This is a genomic window from Streptomyces sp. NBC_01089, from assembly GCF_045162975.1.
In the GTDB taxonomy this organism is placed as follows: domain Bacteria; phylum Actinomycetota; class Actinomycetes; order Streptomycetales; family Streptomycetaceae; genus Streptomyces.
This window is the reverse complement of record NZ_CP108660.1, coordinates 7,308,698-7,326,797: the sequence shown is the minus strand read 5'-3', so window position 1 is coordinate 7,326,797 and position 18,100 is coordinate 7,308,698. Positions and strand designations below refer to the sequence as shown.

Annotated in this window: 16 protein-coding genes; 14 read left to right on the top strand and 2 right to left on the bottom strand. The window is 73.0% G+C overall.

The window, feature by feature from the left end; genetic code table 11:
- Nucleotides 1–138: 138 nt before the first annotated feature.
- The 12 genes from OG510_RS32940 (at nt 139) to OG510_RS32885 (ending at nt 14,316) form a co-directional block, all read left to right on the top strand.
- Nucleotides 139–2,637: an ATP-grasp domain-containing protein gene (locus tag OG510_RS32940; protein WP_406141612.1), complete on the top strand. Its 2,499-nt coding sequence runs from the start codon at nt 139–141 to the stop codon at nt 2,635–2,637.
- Nucleotides 2,638–2,666: 29 nt separating this feature from the next.
- Nucleotides 2,667–4,346 carry a carbamoyltransferase C-terminal domain-containing protein gene (locus OG510_RS32935; protein WP_406141610.1) on the top strand — a complete coding sequence of 560 codons (1,680 nt, stop codon included), beginning with the start codon at nt 2,667–2,669 and terminating at the stop codon, nt 4,344–4,346.
- Nucleotides 4,346–5,728 carry a KamA family radical SAM protein gene (locus OG510_RS32930; protein ID WP_406141609.1) on the top strand — a complete coding sequence of 461 codons (1,383 nt, stop codon included), beginning with the start codon at nt 4,346–4,348 and terminating at the stop codon, nt 5,726–5,728. The genes OG510_RS32935 and OG510_RS32930 overlap by 1 nt, the downstream gene beginning before the upstream one ends.
- A complete protein-coding gene (locus OG510_RS32925) occupies nt 5,725–7,032 on the top strand; it encodes a pyridoxal phosphate-dependent aminotransferase (RefSeq protein ID WP_406141608.1) in 1,308 nt (435 codons plus the stop codon). Before OG510_RS32930 ends, OG510_RS32925 begins: the two co-directional genes overlap by 4 nt.
- A complete protein-coding gene (locus OG510_RS32920) occupies nt 7,029–7,742 on the top strand; it encodes a maleylpyruvate isomerase family mycothiol-dependent enzyme (RefSeq protein WP_406141607.1) in 714 nt (237 codons plus the stop codon). Before OG510_RS32925 ends, OG510_RS32920 begins: the two co-directional genes overlap by 4 nt.
- Before the next feature lie 65 nt (nt 7,743–7,807).
- A complete protein-coding gene (locus OG510_RS32915; protein WP_406141605.1) occupies nt 7,808–8,974 on the top strand; it encodes an acyl carrier protein in 1,167 nt (388 codons plus the stop codon).
- A 38-nt stretch (nt 8,975–9,012) separates the two neighbouring features.
- Complete coding sequence (locus OG510_RS32910; protein ID WP_406141603.1) at nt 9,013–9,279, top strand: acyl carrier protein; 267 nt, start codon at nt 9,013–9,015, stop codon at nt 9,277–9,279.
- Nucleotides 9,276–10,454 (top strand): acyl-CoA dehydrogenase family protein, encoded by a 1,179-nt coding sequence (locus OG510_RS32905; protein ID WP_406141601.1) that lies wholly within the window; start codon nt 9,276–9,278, stop codon nt 10,452–10,454. The genes OG510_RS32910 and OG510_RS32905 overlap by 4 nt, the downstream gene beginning before the upstream one ends.
- On the top strand, nt 10,447–11,580 hold the full coding sequence (locus OG510_RS32900; protein ID WP_406141600.1) for an acyl-CoA dehydrogenase family protein: 1,134 nt from the start codon (nt 10,447–10,449) through the stop codon (nt 11,578–11,580). The genes OG510_RS32905 and OG510_RS32900 overlap by 8 nt, the downstream gene beginning before the upstream one ends.
- Nucleotides 11,577–12,254 carry a 4'-phosphopantetheinyl transferase family protein gene (locus OG510_RS32895; RefSeq protein ID WP_406141599.1) on the top strand — a complete coding sequence of 226 codons (678 nt, stop codon included), beginning with the start codon at nt 11,577–11,579 and terminating at the stop codon, nt 12,252–12,254. Before OG510_RS32900 ends, OG510_RS32895 begins: the two co-directional genes overlap by 4 nt.
- Before the next feature lie 15 nt (nt 12,255–12,269).
- The gene (locus OG510_RS32890; RefSeq protein WP_406141597.1) at nt 12,270–13,850 is read left to right on the top strand and encodes an AMP-binding protein; all 1,581 of its coding nucleotides are present in this window, start codon (nt 12,270–12,272) and stop codon (nt 13,848–13,850) included.
- Nucleotides 13,851–13,860: 10 nt separating this feature from the next.
- Nucleotides 13,861–14,316 carry a hypothetical protein gene (locus OG510_RS32885; protein ID WP_406141596.1) on the top strand — a complete coding sequence of 152 codons (456 nt, stop codon included), beginning with the start codon at nt 13,861–13,863 and terminating at the stop codon, nt 14,314–14,316.
- Between the two features lie 51 nt (nt 14,317–14,367).
- Here the strand turns inward: OG510_RS32885 and OG510_RS32880 are convergent, their stop codons facing one another.
- Entirely contained in the window at nt 14,368–15,330 is a 963-nt protein-coding gene (locus tag OG510_RS32880) for a zinc-binding alcohol dehydrogenase family protein (RefSeq protein ID WP_406141594.1), read from the bottom strand.
- 86 nt (nt 15,331–15,416) lie between these two features.
- Between OG510_RS32880 and OG510_RS32875 the strand changes: the two genes are divergently transcribed.
- Together OG510_RS32875 and OG510_RS32870 are read left to right on the top strand one after the other, a co-directional pair.
- Entirely contained in the window at nt 15,417–15,887 is a 471-nt protein-coding gene (locus OG510_RS32875; protein ID WP_406141592.1) for a MarR family winged helix-turn-helix transcriptional regulator, read from the top strand.
- A gap of 78 nt (nt 15,888–15,965) precedes the next feature.
- Entirely contained in the window at nt 15,966–17,096 is a 1,131-nt protein-coding gene (locus OG510_RS32870) for an NADH:flavin oxidoreductase (protein ID WP_406141590.1), read from the top strand.
- A 63-nt stretch (nt 17,097–17,159) separates the two neighbouring features.
- Here the strand turns inward: OG510_RS32870 and OG510_RS32865 are convergent, their stop codons facing one another.
- Entirely contained in the window at nt 17,160–17,993 is an 834-nt protein-coding gene (locus OG510_RS32865) for an MBL fold metallo-hydrolase (protein WP_406141589.1), read from the bottom strand.
- Nucleotides 17,994–18,100: the final 107 nt, after the last annotated feature.

The following is an 18,100-nucleotide window of genomic DNA, read 5'->3' as shown; positions in this document are numbered from 1 at the left end:
CCGCCGCCCGTACCGGCGGGGCGGCGCCACCGGCTCCCGTACCCGTCCGGCTCACGTTCACGGTGCGCCCAGGACGGCCCCCTTCGCCCGCCCCCTTCCCGTCCCGCCCGTGCCGTTCCTGACCCAGGAGGCATCCCAGTGCCCGAACACGTGATGGTCATCCACCGGTGGACCGACCGGTACGCCGACTACGCCGCCTATCTGGACCACACCGTCCACCACGTCAGCTATGTCACCACCGAACGGGCCGCCCGCCATCTGCCGCACGAACAGGCCGCCGGTGTACGGCTCGTGGACAGTACGGAGAACGTCAAACAGGTCCGTGACGCGATCGCCTCGCTGACCGAGCAGGTCGGTCCGCCGACCCGGATCGTGGCGCTCCAGGAGACCGATCTCGATCTGGCCGCCGATCTGCGCGGCGAGTTCGGCCTGCCCGGACAGCGCAGCGAGGACCTGGAACCCCTGCGGGACAAACTGCTGATGGCTCAGCGGCTCACCGGGGCGGGCATCGCCGTTCCCCCGACCGCCGACGCGCCCGACCACGGAGCGGTCGCGTCCTTCGCCGCGCAGCACGGCTGGCCGGTGCTGGTGAAGCCACGGCGGGGCACGGCCAGCGCCGGAATCCGGCGGCTGGACTCCCCCGACGCGCTCCGGGCGTACGCGTTCCCGCGCGACACCGAGATGCTCGTACAGCCGTGGCTGCCCGACCGGGTCCTGCACGTCGACGGCGTCTACACGGGGAACACGGGAGCCCCCGGGGACGCCGGGGACGCCGACAACACAGGTTCCGGTCTCGGTGCCTGGCGTGCCTCCCGCTATCTGAGCACCTGCCTGGAGTTCACCACCGGCACCGCACTGGGCTCGGTCGAGATCGACGACCCCGGGCTCCTCGCCCGGACGGGCGAGATCGCGGCCGCGGCGGCCCGTGCGCTCTTCACCGGGCCCGCGGTCTTCCATCTGGAACTCTTCGAGAGCGACAGCGGCGCGCTGACCGTCCTGGAGATCGGGGCGAGGCCCGGCGGCGCCGAAGTCCCCTTCATCTGGCGTGAGGTGCACGGCATCGACCTGATGGCGGTGGCCGTCGCCCAGCAGACCGGTATCGGATCCGCCGCCGCGCCCGCCTTCGACGGGACCGCCGAAGTGGCGGGATGGCTGCTGGTGCCGCCCTCGGTGCCGATGCCCTGCCGGGTCCTCCCCGCCCTCCCCACGAGTGGCGGCCGGCCCCCCGGCAGGGCCCTCGGACCGTACGCCGAAGTACGCCCGCACGACGGGGCCTTGCTGAACGAGGGCGGGTACGAGAACGCCGGGGTCCGGTTCCGGTTCCGCGGCCCGGACAGTGCCCGGGTCACCGAGGCCGTCCGCCGCACGATCCAGGACACCTCGCTCGTGTGCGCCCCCGTCGACATCCGGCGGCCCGGCCGGCTCACCGTCGTGGGCTGCGGCAATCCGCCCTACCGCGCGTACGCACTGAGCGCCGTGGCCGCACGGGTCGACGCCGCGCTCGTGCAGAGCACCCCCGTCGACTGGCAACAGCAGTACGTGGGCGACCGGTTCCGGACCGCTGACACCTCCGACGCCTCAGCGACCGCGGCCGCCGTGGCGGAACTCCTCGACGGACACGACGGCCCGGGCGCCGTACTGACCTGGGACGAGACCCTTCTGGAGACCACGGCCGAGGTCGCCGGGCTGCTGCGGGTGCCGCATATGAGCCCCGAGGCGGCCCGCCGCTGCCGGGACAAGCTGGCCACCCGGCGGCTGCTCGGCGCGGCCGGGGTCCCCTCCGCCGCCTACCACCATGTGCACAGTCACGCGGAGGCCGCCGAGGCCGCCGATGCGCTCGGCTGGCCCGTGGTGGTCAAACCCCGCGGTCTGGCCGGCAGCATCGGGGTGAGCCTCGTGGACGGCCCCGAACAGCTCGCCCGCGCCTTCGAGCAGGCGCGCACCTCCACGTTCCCCGGGATCAGCGCCCTGGACGGCGCCATCGTCGAGGAGTATCTGGAGGGCCCGGAGATCAGCGTGGACTGCGCGGTGTCCGACGGCGAGGTCCACGTCGTGAACGTCGCGCACAAGCAGCTGGGATTCGCGCCGTACTTCGAGGAGACCGGCCACCGGGTCGCCCCCTGGCGCGACGAGCCCTGGGCCGACGAGACGCGGTCCGTGGTGGCGCGGGCCCATACGGTCCTCGGTATCCGCACCGGCGTGACCCACACCGAGCTGCGCCTCACCCGCACCGGTCCGCGTGTGGTGGAGGTCAACGGCCGGCTCGGCGGCGACTTCATTCCCCTCCTCGGCACGCTCGCCACCGGCGTCGACCCGGTCACCGCAGCCGTGGACATCGCGCTCGGCCGCACCCCTGACCTCACCCCCACCCGCGACCGCTGCGCCGAGGTCCGCTTCCTCTACCCCGAGCACGACTCCACCGTCGACTCACTCGATCTGACCGGCGCCGCCGCCGTCCCCGGCATCGTCGAAGCGGTCCCGCTCGTGGCCCCGGGCAGCGAACTGCGGCTCCCGCCACGCGGCATCGTGCCCCGCATCGCCGCGCTGATCGCCGTGGGCGACAGCCCCGCCGAGTGCACGGCCGCCCTCGACAGCGCCGGGCGCGCCGTACGGCACACCCTCACCCGACTTCCGTGACGGACCACAGCCAACGAGGAGAGACGCGCATGACGTGGATTCTTGGAGTCAACGCACCTCCCGCCGGGTGGCACGACAGCGCCGCCTGCCTCATCGACGGGAACGGCGAGATCGCCGCCTTCTCCGAGGAGGAGCGCTGCAACCGGCGCCGGCACTCGCTCTACCGCAAGCCGCTGGGCGCGGCCCGGTTCTGCCTGGAGCAGGCCGGGATCACGGCCGCCGACATCGATGTGGTCGCGCTCGGCTGGGACAGCGAGCAGCTGTACCCGCGCCGGTTCGCGTCCGACGCGGAGTTCCTGGAGTACGCCGTCGGCCTGGACTTCGGCGGGCACACCCCCGAAGTCGTCCGCGTACCGCACCACCAGGCGCACGCCGCCTCGTCGTTCTACGCTTCGCCCTTCCCGAAGGCCGGGGTGCTGGTCGTCGACGGGCACGGCGAGAACGAGTCCTCGACGATCTGGACCTACGAGGACGGCGCCGAACCACGCCTGGAGCGGACCTGGCAGCGCACCGCGTCCCTCGGGTACGCCTATGACGCCGCTTCCACCTGGCTCGGTTTCTCCTTCCTCAACGCGGGCAAGACCATGGGCCTGGCCGCGTACGGGCGTGCCGCCGGTCTCGACGTCGAATCCCTGGTCGACATCGGGGCGGACGACTTCCGGCTGGCCGTCGAACCGCTGACGGAGAGCACGGGGCACGCCACCGCCGACGAGATCAAGGAGCAGTACGACACCACGGTCGCCCGCTGGCGGGAGCGGTACACCCGGATCGCGGGCGCCGAAGCGCCCGGCGCCCCCGAGGAGTCGCTCACCCAGGACCCCCGCGCGGTCCTCGTCGCCTACACCGCACAGCGCCTGATCGAGGAGACCGTCAGCCACCTCGCCGCGCTGACCCGCAAGACGTCCGGTGTCGAGCGGCTCTGCATGAGCGGCGGTGTGGCGCTGAACTGCAGCACCAACGGCACGCTGCCAGGACCGCTGTACGTCCCGCCGGTCCCGCACGACGCGGGCGTCGCCCTCGGGGCCGCCTGGACCGTACGGCCGCCGAAGCGGCGCACCGGGGCGCTGAGCCCCTATCTGGGCACCGACATCCACGGCTACGACCACACCAACGGGCCCGGCGCACCGGACACTTCGGGCCTGCTCCGCAGCGATCTCGACATCGACGAGCTGACGGCGCTGCTCGTCGATGGCCACGTCGGCGCGGTCGCCCAGGGCCGGGCCGAGGTGGGGCCGCGTGCGCTGTGCCGCCGGTCGATCATCGCCGTACCGGACACCACCGCGGTGCACGCCCGGGTGAACTCGATCAAGAACCGTGAGCAGTGGCGGCCTTTCGCCGGGGTGACCCGGCCCGACTACGGGGCCCTGCTGTGGGAGCAGCAGGAGCATCTGAGCCGCTACATGCTCGGCGCGGCCAGAGCGACCGAGCTGGGCCGGAGTGTGGCGCCCGGCGTCGTGCACGTCGACGGCACCACCCGCCCGCAGGTCCTGCACGGCGACGAGGCACCGGCGGTGGGAGCGGCCCTGGACGGTCTGCGGCGGGCCGGTGTGCCGCCGGTGCTGCTCAACACGTCCTTCAACGACAAGGGCGAGCCCGTCGTCAACACCGCGGCCGACGCGGTGAACGCCTTCCGCTCGATGGACCTCGACTTCCTGGTCATCGGCGACGCGCTGTACCGCAAACCGAACCGGGCGGGAGGCACGGACTGATGCCGGCCGGACAGCGGGATCCCGACAGGTTCCGGGCGTTCGGGCCGCGCCACATCGACGACATCGCCCAGCGGTTCGGGCTGCCCGAGCACATCACGGAGACCGTGCGCCGGGTGTCGCTGGTGCTGCCGTTCCGGGTCAACGAATATGTGCTGTCGCACCTGATCGACTGGGACCGGGTCCCCGAAGACCCCATGTTCCAGCTGACGTTCCCGCAGAGCGGCATGCTGGCGCGCTCCGACGAGGACCAGCTCGCCAAACTCTCCGGCGACCCGTCGGACAAGCTCCTGCTGCGCGAGGCCGTACGGGACATCCGCGAGCGGCTCAACCCGCATCCGTCAGGCCAGCAGCAGCTCAACGTACCGAGCCAGGAGGGCGTCCAGCTCCCGGGGCTCCAGCACAAGTACCGCGAGACGGTCCTCTACTTCCCCGGCCAGGGGCAGACCTGCCACGCCTACTGCACGTACTGCTTCCGCTGGGCGCAGTTCATCGGTGACGCGGATCTGCGCTTCGCGGCGCCCGACCCGTCCGGGCTGATCGACTATCTGGGCGGCCATCCCGAGGTCCAGGACGTCCTGGTCACGGGCGGCGACCCGATGGTGATGTCGACCGAGCGGCTGCGCGGTCATCTGGAGCCGCTGCTGGGTGTCGAGTCCGTCCGTACGGTCCGGATCGGCACCAAGTCCGTGGCCTACTGGCCGCAGCGGTTCGTCACCGACCCGGACGCCGACGAGGTGCTGCGGCTCTTCGAGAAGGTGGTGGCGTCCGGGCGGCAGCTCGCCGTGATGGCGCACTTCAGCCACCCGCGCGAGCTGGAGAGCGGCCTCGCGCGCCGGGCGGTCGCCCGGATCAGGGCCACCGGCGCCGTCGTCTACTGCCAGGCCCCGATGATCGGGCACGTCAACGACGACGCCCGGGTGTGGAGCGAGCTGTGGCGGGCAGAGCTGGCGGCCGGGGCGGTGCCGTACTACCTGTTCGTGGAGCGGGACACCGGACCGTACGACTACTTCAAGGTGCCGCTCGCCAGGGCGGTGGACATCTTCGCCGAGGCGTACCGCACGCTGCCTGGGCTCGCCCGGACCGTGCGCGGGCCCGTGATGTCGGCGACGCCGGGCAAGGTCGTGACGGACGGGGTCGAGGAGACGCCCGACGGCGCGTTCTTCCGGCTGCGGATGCTCCAGGCGCGCGATCCGGCGCTGGTGGGGCGGCCGTTCCGGGCCCGGTGGTCGCCGGACGCCGCCTGGCTCGACGAGCTGGAACTCGACCCATCGACCCCCGCCGACATCGCGGCGGCCGTGCGCGGCGGCGCCCCGGGCGGTGCCGGATCCCCCGGCTCCGCGGGTGGCCGCGCGGACGGGCAGCCGGAGAGGAACCGCACATGACCGCAGTGACCTTCGCACCGCCTTCGCCGAACCTGGCGCTGAACCAGCTGGTCGACCGGCGCAGGGCCCAGGGGGACTCACTGATCCATCTCGCGTTCGGTGAGGCGAGGCTGCCGGTGCTGCCGCAGCTCGCCGAGCAGCTGGCCATCGGCGCGGCACGCTCCGCCTACGGTCCGGTGGCGGGCGCCGAGGGCGTACGGGCCGCTGTCGCCGGGTACTTCACCCGCCGCGGGCTGCCCACCGACCCGGACCGGATCGTGGTCGGCCCCGGCAGCAAGCCGCTCCTGATGGCCGTGCAGCTCGCCGTCCCCGGCGATGTGCTGCTCCCCCAGCCTGCCTGGAACACCTACGCGCCGCAGGCCGCGTACGCAGGCAAGCAGGTCTTCGGGGTGCCGATCCCCGCGGAGTACGGAGGCATGCCGGACCCCGGCGCACTGAGCGAGACGATCCGGCGGGCCAGACGGTCCGGCGGCGATCCCCGGCTGCTGGTGCTGACGCTGCCGGACAATCCGACCGGGACGCTCGCGCCGCCCGCCGCGGTCCGGGAGATCTGCGCCGTCGCGCGCGCCGAGGACCTGCTGATCGTCTCCGACGAGATCTACCGGGACATCGTCCACGACCCGCGGGCCACACCGTTCCTCAGTCCGGCCGAAGTCGCCCCGGAGCGTACCGTCGTCACCACCGGTCTCTCCAAGACGCTGGGGCTCGGCGGCTGGCGCATCGGCGCCGTACGGTTCCCCGCGGGCGAGGCCGGTGAGCTGCTGCGGGACTCCGTGGTCGCGGCGGCCAGCGAGCTGTGGTCGACGCTCGCAGGCCCGATGCAGCAGGTCGCCGAGTACGCGTTCGCCGAGCCCCCGGAGATCGTCGAGAGGAAGCGGGCGAGCGCCCGGCTGCACGGCGAGGTGGCGCGCGCCGTGCACCGGATCGCGGTCGACGCGGGCGCCGTGTGCCGGCCGCCGGCCGGCGGGTTCTACGTCTACCCGGACTTCGAGCCGCTGCGCGACCGGCTGGCCGCACACGGCATCACGGACTCGGCGTCGCTCGCGGCACAGCTGCTCGACGGCTCCGGGATCGTCGTCCTCGGCGGCCATCTGCTCGGCGACCGCCCGCAGGCGCTGAGGTTCAAGGCGGCCACCAGCCTGCTGTACGGCGACGAGCGACAGCAGGAGGAAGCGCTGCTGGCCGCCGAACCGGCGCGCCTCCCGCACATCGCGGCCGCCCTGTCCACCATCGCCGAAGGGTTCGCCCAGCTCACCCGGCCGCACCCCACCGCACCGCACCGCACGTCGGAGGAGTCCCGTTGAAGGAGATCGCCCCCACCCGGGAGTCGTTCCAGGAGATCGCGGCGGCGGCGGACCGGCTGCTGGCCGGGCTCGCCGGGCTCCGCGACCAGGACGTACCGGAGCCCTCCGGGCTGCCCGGCTGGACCCGCGGCCATGTCCTGAGCCATCTGGCGCGCCAGGCCCCGGCCCTCGAACGGCTGCTGGAGTGGGCGAGGACCGGGGTGGAGACACCCCAGTACGCGAACCGCAAGGCCCGTAACGCCGAGATCGAGGCGGGCGCCGGCCGCCCCGCCGCCGTCCAGCTGGCCGACGTCCGGGAGAGCGCCGCCCACTTCCAGCAGGTGATCGAGACGCTGCCCGCCCCCGCCTGGCAGGCGACCGTCAGGCCCTTCACCGGTGAACTCTGCACCCCGCAGCGCATTCTGGTGATCCGGCTGCGCGAACTCGAACTGCACCATGTGGACCTGGACATCGGCTACGGGTGGCACGACATCCCCGCGTCGGCGCGCCAGATCATCCTGGCCGACGTGCTCGGCTACTACGCCGAGGCCGACGGCGTACCGGACTTCACCCTGCGCGACCCCGGAGGCGACGTCCTCGGCCGGTGCGGCACGGGCGGCCCGGTCATCACCGGGACACCGGCGGACGCGCTCGCCTGGCTGGCCGGCCGCTCCGGCGGGACCGGCCTCACCTCGACGGCCGGGCTCCCCGGACTCCCGCCGTGGCTCTGAACGGTGACGACGGACAACACCCCGGGCCGGGCCCGACGGGTCAAGGACAAGAAAGGTGGGCCGACATGACCGGCACGGACATACCGGGGGCGGGCGCGCCGCACCCCGGCGGGCCCGAGCACTTCGCTCTCGATTCGGTCCACACCGGGCTGCTGGACTGTGTGCAGGTCAATCTGGCCGTACTCGCCGACCACCACCACGGCGCGGGGACACATCTGCGGGCGGGGGCGGCCCTGGAGTTCCGCACCTGGAAGCGGCCCGACGGGCTGCCGACGGTCGAACCCCCGCCGGACGAGCAGCTCCGCACACTGCCCGCGCCGCTGGGACTGCGCATCGCCCGGCGTGAACGGCTGACCGGCGCCGGGCTGCTGGCCGCTGCGGCCCGGCGCGGCTCCACGCACTATGTGATCGCCGACTCGTTCCGGCTGCCCTGGCTGCCGTACCACGGGCAGGCGCACATGGAGCACAGCTTCCTGCTCGCCGCGGGCCCCGGCGGCTGGCACATCACGGACGCCTACCGCAGTGAGACGTCCTGGGGCCCTGCGGTGCCCGGCCGCTGGGTCCTCCAGGACGCGGACCTGGCGGGCATCGAGTCGGCCGACACCGTCGAGATCGTCCCGGGGGAACTGCCGCCGCTCACCGCGCTGCCGCCCGTGCTCACGGCCGACGCCGACGCGGTACGGGCATACCTGGGCGCGTACGAGACCTGGCCGGACCGGGCGCGCGCCGTCGAGCAGCTCACCGTGGAGACCTGGCTGCTGGCCCGCGGCCGCAGACTGCACGCCAAGTACCGCGAGCTGTTCACCGGCCGGTCCGGTCCGGGCGAGGCGGAGGAGGCGCAGCTGCGGGCCTGGGACAAGGTCGTCGAGCAGACGTATCTCGCCCACCGCCGGGTCGCACGGGGCCGGGCCGAACCGCCGCAGCTGGTGGACCGCCTGCGCGAGGTGCTCGCGGCCGACCTGGAACTCCACACGGAGCCCGCCGCTGAGCCCGGAGTGCCGGACGAGGCGCTGCGCCGGCGGGTGGCCGCCGTGGCGGGCGCCGTGCTCGGCGTCCCCGAGGCCGAACTGCTCGCGGGCGCGGCCTTCGACTCGTTCGCCTCGTTCGGTTCCTTCCGGCTGATCGAGATCATCGAACGCGTCGAGGACGACCTCGGTACGGAGTTCGCCGCCGCCGACCTCGTACCGGAGAACCTCCGCCGGGTCGACGACCTGTGCCGTATCGCCCGCTGACTCCGTCCTCCCCACCCCTGCCACGAGAGGCTCCCGCCATGGACTCCCGGTTCACCGAACTGCTCCGCCCCTTCCTCAAGAACGCCGGGCCCGACGGGGTGGAGATCACCCCGGACACGGATCTGCGCAGGCTCGGCGTCGACTCGATGCAAGCGATCGAGCTGCTGTTCTCCGTCGAGGACACCTTCGGGATATCCCTGCCGGACGAGGAGCTCAACGACACGACGTTCGCCACCGCGGGCAGCCTCTGGCGTGTCATCGCCGCGCAGCTGCCCGACGGACCGGCCGGTCAGGTGGGCGCGTGAGCCCGGAACCGGCTGCGCGCGTACCGCTGGACCTGACGGCGGCGCTCGCCGAGGTCACGGCGGTCAGCGACGAGCACGCCGCACGGACCGACCGGGATGCGGAGTTCCCCGTCGAAGCGCTGGACGCGCTCCGCGGCACCGGTCTGCTGGGGCTCCTGGTACCGACCGCGCACGGCGGGCTCGGCGGCACGGTGGCGGACCTGGTGGCGGCCGCGCAGACGCTGGGGCGCAGCGACATGTCGGTGGGCATGATCTTCGCGATGCACTGCCAGCAGACCGAGGCCATCGTCAGGTACGGCGACCGGGCGCTCCGCGACGAGCTGCTGCCGGGCATCGCCAAGGGCGGGATCTATCTGGCCTCGGTGACGACCGAGGCGGGCAAGGGCGGTCATCTGCTCAGCGCCCAGGCCCAGTTGACCGGCGGTGAGGGACAGCTGGCGATCGACAGGTTCGCGCCGGTCGTGACCGGTGGAGGCCACGCCGACGGCTTCCTCATCACGATGCGCAGCCCGGACGCCGTCACCGACAGCGAGGTGTCGCTGGTGTACGCGCACCGCGGCCAGCTCGACATCAGCGGCTCCGGCGAGTGGCAGCCGATGGGCATGCGCGCCAGCCACAGTGCTGCGCTGAAGCTCTCCGGGAGCGTGCCGGCCGGCCAAGTGGTGGGCGAGCAGGGCGGGTTCCACGAGATCGCCGCCCAGGTCTTCGGGCCGCTCGCCCATCTGGGCTGGTCCGCCGTGTGGCTGGGCACGGCGGCCGGGGCCCTCTCCCGGGTCCTGCGGCTCCTGCGCAGCCCGGCGGGCCGTGAACGCTTCGACCTGACGTCGGAACTGCTGCTCACCCGGATCTCCCGGTCCCGCCAGCGCCTGGAGTCGGTGCACGCGCTGCTCGCCCGCGCACTGGGCATGGTGGAGTCGGGGCAGGATCTCTCGGTCCCTGCACGGCAGTTGCTGCTCAACTCACTGAAGATCACCGCCGCCGACGAGTGCCATGCGGCGGTGGACGACCTGGTCAGCGCACTCGGGCTGCGGCACGGCTATCTCCGGGACTCCCCCACCCGGCTCGAACGCGCCCTGCGGGACCTGCGCTCGGCGGCGCTGAACTACAGCAACGACCGGCTGCACCTCGCCGACGGCCGGCTGGCGCTCCGCGACCAGGGGGTGAACTTTGCCTGACGCACCCCGGCCGGAGCGGCCCGCCGGCCCCGACTGGACCGCACTCGACGCGCTGCCCGCAGGGGCGAGCGGCGACCAGGTGTGGGCGGCGCTCGGCGCGGGCGGTCTGACCGCCCGCGCCTACCGGGACGGCCCCGCGGGCGCGGGAGTCGACATCGGCGGTCTCGCCGGGCTGCTCACCGCCGTGGACGCCCGCTTCTCGATCGCCGCCACCCTGTCGGTGAGCGTGCAGCTGGCCACCGCGCTGCCGGTCCTCGCGACGGGGACCGCCCCGGCGGCCGGGCACGCGCTGGAGCAGGCGCTGTCCGGCCGTACGACGGTCTCCCTGGCGGCCAGCGACGTCACGGCGGGGACCGATCTGACGGCGCTGCGCACCGAGGTACGGATCGAGGACGGCGCCCTGGTCGTGACGGGCGGGAAGAACTGGATCGCCAACGCCACGACGGCCGGTCACCACCTCGTACTCGCCCGGCACCGTCCGGGACGCCACTTCACACACTTCACCTGGGTCCTGGTGCCCGCCGACGCACCCGGCGTGGCCGTAATACCCGCCGATTCGGCGCTCTTCGCGGACTCCGGCACCGGCCACCTCACCTTCGACGGGGTACGGGTCGGACAGGACCACGTGCTGGGCCGGGTCGGCTTCGGGCTGCCGCTCTTCGCCCGCCACATCGCCACCGAACGGCTCGCCGGCGCGCAGTGGGGCGTGTCCCTGTGCCGCCGCACCCTGCGGGACACCCAACGCAGGCTGGCCGCCCGCGCGCACGGGGACGGCACCCTGTGGGACCTGGACGCCGTACGCCAGCGGCTCGCCCGGTGTCTGCTGCGGCTGCGGGAACTGGAGGCGCTGGTGGCGCAGTTCGGGGAGCCGGTGGTGTCGCGGTACGACGCGACGGCCGCCGCCACCCTGAAGGCCGCGGCCGGTGCCACCGTCGGCGAGGTGCTCGCCGAGTGCGGGCAGCTGTGGGGCGCGGCCGGGTTCACCACCGGCGGGATCCAGGAAGTACGCGCCCAGGCGGCGCTGTTCGGGATCGGCGGCGGTGCGAACGAGGTGGTGCTCGGTGCGCTGGCCGACGCCGCCGAGAGCATCCTGGCCGAGCCCGCACGGCCGGACGTACCGAGGTGAACGCCGTACGGGAGGTGGCGGACCGGGTGTGGGTGACCGACGCGGCCGCGGGCCGTACGCCCCCGAGCACCCACCGGGACGATCTGCGCAGGGCGGCCCTGCTGCCGGAGTGGCGCGCCCGCGAATTCCTGGCCGGGCGCGGGCTGTTGCGACGCCTGATCGCGGCCGTCCACCCGGCGGCCGACGGGGCCGCCATCGCCGCGGACGCCCACGGCAGGCCCCGTGTCGCCGGGCTGCCCGGTGTGGGGGTCAGTGTGTCGCACAGCGGGGGCGCGGTCGCCGCCGGGATCGCCGTCGGGCGGGCCATCGGGGTGGATCTCCAGGAGCCGGGTGACTCGGTCACGGCGCCGTTCGCCCGAAGGGTGCTGCACGCCCACGCCGACCGGGTCGCGGCGCTGCCGCCGCGGCGGGCGGCCGAGGAGGTCGCCTGGGTGTGGACCGTGCAGGAGGCGTGTGTGAAGGCCAGCGGCGCGGGTATCGCGGGCCGCCCCTGGACCATCGACGTACGGCCCGGCGCCCGGTCGGGCCACTGGGGCGCCTACCGCTGGATCAGTCTGCGGGACCGGTCACCGACCCCGTTCAGCTGCGCGTTCTCGACCGTCCGAGACCAATCCGACACCCGATCCGACACCCGATCCCACAGCCGATCCGACATCCGATCCGACATCCGATAAGGACAGACCGTGAGCATGCCCGCCCGACTCCACACCCTCGACGACTGGTTCACGTCATCGGTAGCGGTCCACGGCGACCGTACGGCACTGGAGACCGGCGGCACCGTGCTGACGTACGCCGAACTCTCGCTCCTGGCCGACCACATGGCCGCAGCGCTGGTGAGCAGCGGCGACGGGACACCGCCGCGCAGGGTGGGGCTGCTGGCCGCGCGTACCGTCGTCGCCTACGCGGGCTACCTGGCCATCCAGCGCATCGGCGCCGCGGCCGTCCCGCTCGGGCCCGCGTTCCCCGCCGAGCGCAACGCGGGGATCGTGCGCCAGGCGTCGCTCGACGCGCTCCTCAGCGACGGAACATCCGAACAGCCCCTCCAGCCAGCAGGGGTTCCCGCAGTCGGCATGACGGATGACGAACTGCTGGGCCTGCTCGGCGCTCCCGCACCCGTCCTGTCCGTCACGGGGGCGGGCCCGGACGACCTCGCGTACATCATGTTCACGTCCGGATCCACCGGCACCCCCAAGGGCGTACCCGTCCGGCAGCGGAACATCTGCGCCTACCTCGCCCACGCCGTGCCGCACTGCGCGGCCGGCCCGGGCGACCGCTTCTCGCAGACCTTCGAGCTGACCTTCGACCCCTCCCTCTTCGACATGTACGCCGCGTGGGGAAGCGGTGCCACCCTGGTCGTACCGGCCCGCGCCGACCTTCTGGCGCCGGTCCGCTTCGTCAACCGGCACGCCATCACACACTGGAACTCCGTGCCCTCGGTCGTCTCGCTCGCGAAGCGGCTGCGCGCGCTGGAACCCGGGAGCATGCCGACCCTGCGGGCCAGCGTGTTCTGCGGGGAGCCGCTCACCCTCCAGCAGGCGCGGGCGTGGCAGCGGGCCGCGCCGGGCAGCTCGCTGGAGAACGCCTACGGTCCGACCGAGCTGACCGTCACCTGCACCGCGTACCGGCTGCCCGCCGACCCCGGTCACTGGCCGTCCCCCGCCAACGGAACGGTGCCGATCGGCACCCTCAACCCCCGTATGGAACACCGGCTGTTCAGGAGTGAGCTGTGCGTGCGCGGTCCGCAGCGCTTTCCCGGCTATCTCGACCGGGCCAACAACGCCGGCCGTTTCCTGGCGGCCGACGGAGCCCCGTACGATCCGGCCACCGCGCTGACGGACGCGCACTGGTACCGCACCGGCGACCGGGTCGCCCTGCTGCCTCCCGACGAGCCCGCCGGGTCGCGGGACCTGCCGCTGGTGCACATCGGGCGCAGCGACCAGCAGATCCAGGTGCACGGATACCGGGTCGAACTGGGCGAGGTCGAGGCGGCGTTGCGCTCCCAGCCGGGCGTCGGCGACGCGGCGGCCGTCGCACTGGCCACCCGGGCGGGCACCGAGATCGCGGCCGCCTACACGGGCGCGGCGGACAGCGAGAACGCCGTACGCCTGGCACTCCGTGACCGGCTCCCCGCCTATATGGTGCCCGCCGTCCTCACCCGTCTCGACGCCCTGCCGCTCAACGGCAACGGCAAGGTCGACCGCACGGCGCTCGGCACGGCCCTGGGGACGGGCCGAGCCGCGGCTCCCGGACAGACGGCTCCCGTACGGTGACAATGGGCCCATGAATGACTTCGACTTCCTCTTCGGGTCCTGGGACGTGGCGAACCGGCGCCTGACGAAACTCTTCGCCGGGTCCACCACATGGGAAGAATTCCCAGGCCATGCAGTGATCCGTCCGGTCCTCGCAGGACAGGGAAACATCGACGAGATCCACTTCCCCACCAAGGACTTCCGCGGGGTGACGCTGCGGCTCCACAACCCCGAGACCGGACAGTGGAGCCTGAGCTGGGCCGACAGCACCACCGGCGGGCTGCTGCCGCCGGTGACGGGAAGCTTCACCGACGGACGCGGCGACTTCTACGGCGACGACACCCACGAAGGACGCCCGGTGCGCGTGCACTTCATCTGGTCGGACATCACCGAGAACTCCGCCCGCTGGACCCAGCGGTTCTCGGCGGACGGCGGACAGACCTGGGAGACGAACTGGACGATGGACCTCACGCGTACCGGGGCCTAGCCTCGCCACGCGCACCGGGGCACGGGGCTGTCCGTTCGGGGAAGGGCAAGGTCAGGCGGTCGGCGTGAACACGATGCGCCGGCCGGGGTCGGCCGGCGCTGTCCAGGCTTGTTCGACCTCGGCGAGCGGCAGCGGCACCGCGGCGGCCGTGAGCGTGCCCGCCGCGAGCTCCTCGACCAGGGACGGGAGTTCGGCGACGATCCCGGCTGCGGTGAGTGAGCCCTGCCCGCTGCCCATGATCCGCAGATTGGCCGCGCGCAGCACGAAGGAGGGCAGCGTGATGTCCGGCCCCGCCATCGAGCCGATCTGGATCCAGTCCAGCGGCGCGCTGCGTTCGGCGCGGTGGGTGAGCAGGGCGGGGATGGCCCGTTCGGTGGGGGCGCCCCAGGTGTAGTCGATCACCACATCGACGTCTGCGGCGGCCTTGCCCAACCGCTCGGCGGCCTCGGCCGGTTCGCCGGTCAGCGGGACCACATCGGTGGCGCCGAGACCGGCGAGCAGGTCGAGGCGCCGCTGGTCGCGGCCCGCGGCGACGATACGGTCCGCGCCGAGGCGGCGGGCGATCTGTACGGCCATCTGCCCGGCGTTTCCTGTGGCGCCCAGCACCAGCACGCTCTGTCCCGGCCGGAAGGCGACCCTGCGGCGCAGCGCCACCCAGGAGGACATCGCGGGGTTCATCGCGGCCGCGACGGTGACGGGATCGGCGTTCTCCGGCAGCGGAACACAGCGGCGCGGGTCCACGAGTGCCTGCTCGGCCATGGTGCCGGGGACATCGTCGTCGGCCACGAAGTACACCCGCCGCCCGTCGGGCAGCGTGCCCACGCCGTCGACGCCGGGGATCAGGGGCAGCCGGCCGTCGCTGGTGTAGTGGGTGCCGTCGGCGCCGGAGCGGACCCGGGGGTGCAGACCGGCGGCCAGTACATCCACCAGGATCTGCCCTCCGCTGGGCCGGGGGGTGGCGAACTCCTCGTAACGGGGCGGACGGTCGAACGAACGGACAACGGCGGCATGCATGACGGCTCCTCGGTCATACGTTGATTTAGTACGTGACCAAAACCAAATTAATTTGGGTCACGTACTAAGTCAAGTATGCTGAGAACATGAACAACGAAGCCACGCCCGCCGCGGCCCCGGCCGCCGATCTGGGCCTTGTCGACAGCCTGGTCCAGTTGTCGTTCGCGGTGCAGGGCGCGCTCGCCGATGTCGCGGCCGAACGCGGCCTGTCGGTCATCCAGTTGCGCCTGCTCGGGGTGCTCCGCGACCGCACGCCCGGCATGCAGGAGCTGGCCCGGCATCTGGGGCTGGACAAATCCAGCATGACCGGCCTGGTCGACCGGGCCGAGCGCCGCGGCCTGGTGCGCCGCGCCCCCGCGCCCCACGACGGACGCGCCGTCCAGGTCTCGCTGACCGCGCAGGGCCAGGAGCTGGCCCGCGCGAGCACCGCTGACGCGGGCCTGCGGATCCAGGCTCTGGCCGCGCACCTCGGCGAGGCGCAGCGCACCCAGCTGTCGCTGCTGGCGAGCACGTTCGTGACCGGACGTATCGCGGGTCACACCGGGGCGGCGGAATGACCGGAGGCTGTCTCCGGTTGAGCACGACGGCACCACCCGTGCCAGTTCCGGTCAGCCGTTTTCCGAGGAGCACGCAGAGTGACCACCACCACCGCCTCCGCCGAGCGCGCGGCGCAGATCCTGTCCCGGCCCGTCGTCCTGAACGGCCTGACCGTTCCCAACCGGATCGCGATGGCTCCCATGACCCGGCAGTTCTCCCCCGGCGGCATTCCGGGTGAGGACGTGGTCTCGTACTACGCGCGGCGTGCCGCCGCGGGTGTCGGCCTGATCGTCACCGAAGGCACCTACGTCGATCACCCGTCGGCCGGGGAGAGCGACCGTGTTCCGCGTTTCCACGGTGCGGACCAGCTGGCGGGCTGGAAGAAGGTCGTGGACGAGGTGCACGCGGCGGGCGGCACGATCGTGCCCCAGCTGTGGCACATCGGCATGGCCCGCACCGCCGGGCGGCCGCCGTTCCCCGAAGCCCCGGCCGTGGGCCCCTCCGGCCTCCGCCTCCCGGAAGGCACGGGTGACGACGGCAAGGCCATGACGCAGCAGGACCTGGACGACGTGATCGGCGCGTTCGCCGGGGCCGCGGCCGCCGCCGAGCGCATCGGCTTCGACGGGGTCGAGCTGCACGGCGCGCACGGATACCTGATCGACCAGTTCCTGTGGGAGGGGACCAACCGGCGGACCGACGCGTACGGCGGTGACCCGGTGGCCCGCACCAGGTTCGCCGCGGAGATCGTGGCCGCGGTACGCGCCGCGGTCTCGCCGTCGTTCCCGGTGATCTTCCGCTTCTCCCAGTGGAAGATGCAGTCGTACGAGGCGAAGCTCGCCGGGACCCCCGGGGAGCTGGAGGCCCTGCTGGCCCCGCTGTCCGGAGCCGGGGTCGACGTCTTCCACGCCTCGACGCGCCGCTACTGGGAGCCGGAGTTCGACGGCTCCGACCTCAACCTGGCGGGCTGGACGAGGAAGCTCAGCGGCAAGCCGGTCATCACGGTCGGATCGGTGGGCCTGGACAGCGAGTTCAGCGGCGCCTTCCGCGGCGAGGGCTCACAGGTCAAGGGCATCGAGAACCTTCTCGACCGGTTGGAGCGCGACGAGTTCGACGTGGTCGCCGTGGGCCGTGCGCTGCTGCACGACCCGCAGTGGGCGGCCAAGGTCCTGGAAGGACGGCTGGACGAGCTGGCCGCGTACGATCCGGCGGCCCTGTCCACCCTCAGCTGACCGGGGCGCGGGCCTGATCCGGCCCGTTCCGGCCTGATCAGGCCCGGCTCCGGACGCTGGGCTCTAGAGGCGGTCCAGGTCGCTCCCGACGATGATCTCGCCGTCGAAGGAGCGGCCGGCCTGCCTGCGCAGTACGTCCGGGTCGATGCCGGTCGTCGGGATGATGTGGGACAGCACGAGCGTGCCGACCCCACTGCGCGCGGCGATCCGGCCCGCCTCCTCGGCGGTGGTGTGGGCCCGGGCGAAATGGGCCCGCATCTGGTCGAGACGCGCGTTGCTGTGCCGCAGGAGCAGATGCAGATCGTCCGGCGAGTACGCCTCGTGCACCAGGATGTCGGCGCCCGCGGCCAGTTCGGCGACCCGGTCGCTGGCCGCGGTGTCCCCGGAGATGACGACCGACCGCTCCGCGGTGTCGAAGCGGTAGGCGAACGACGGCGTCATCGGCGGGTGTTCGGCGAGGGCCGCCGTGATCCGAAGGCCGTCCGCATCGCGGAGAACACCCGGCCCGGTGACCTCCCGTACGTCGAAGAGACCGGACAGCGGGGGCCTGCCGAGCGCCTCCCGGTGCCTGACATCGGTCCTGGTCATGGCCAGATAGTCCGCGGTGACCGCTTTCAGCGGCGGCGGCCCGTAGGCACGTACCGGATCGCTGAGCCCCGCGGTCCAGGCCAGCAGGACGAGGTTGCCGTAGTCCGCCGTGTGGTCGATGTGCTGATGGGTGATCAGTACGGTGCGCAGATCCCGCAACGCGAGCCCGGCGCGGGTCAGTTGGCGGGCCACCCCACTGCCGCAGTCGACCACGATGATCTCGCCCCGGTGGACCAGGGCCTGGGCGGGGGCGCTGCGGTCGGAGTTGGGCTGCGGGCCGCCCGCGGTGCCGAGCAGGATCAGTTCCATGGTGCGTGTACCTCTTCCGGTCAGGTGTGTGTGGCGCGCAGGGGTGTGGGGACGGAGGGGCGGAGGGATGTGGCGCGGGCCATGCGGGAGGAGACGTCTCCCGGACC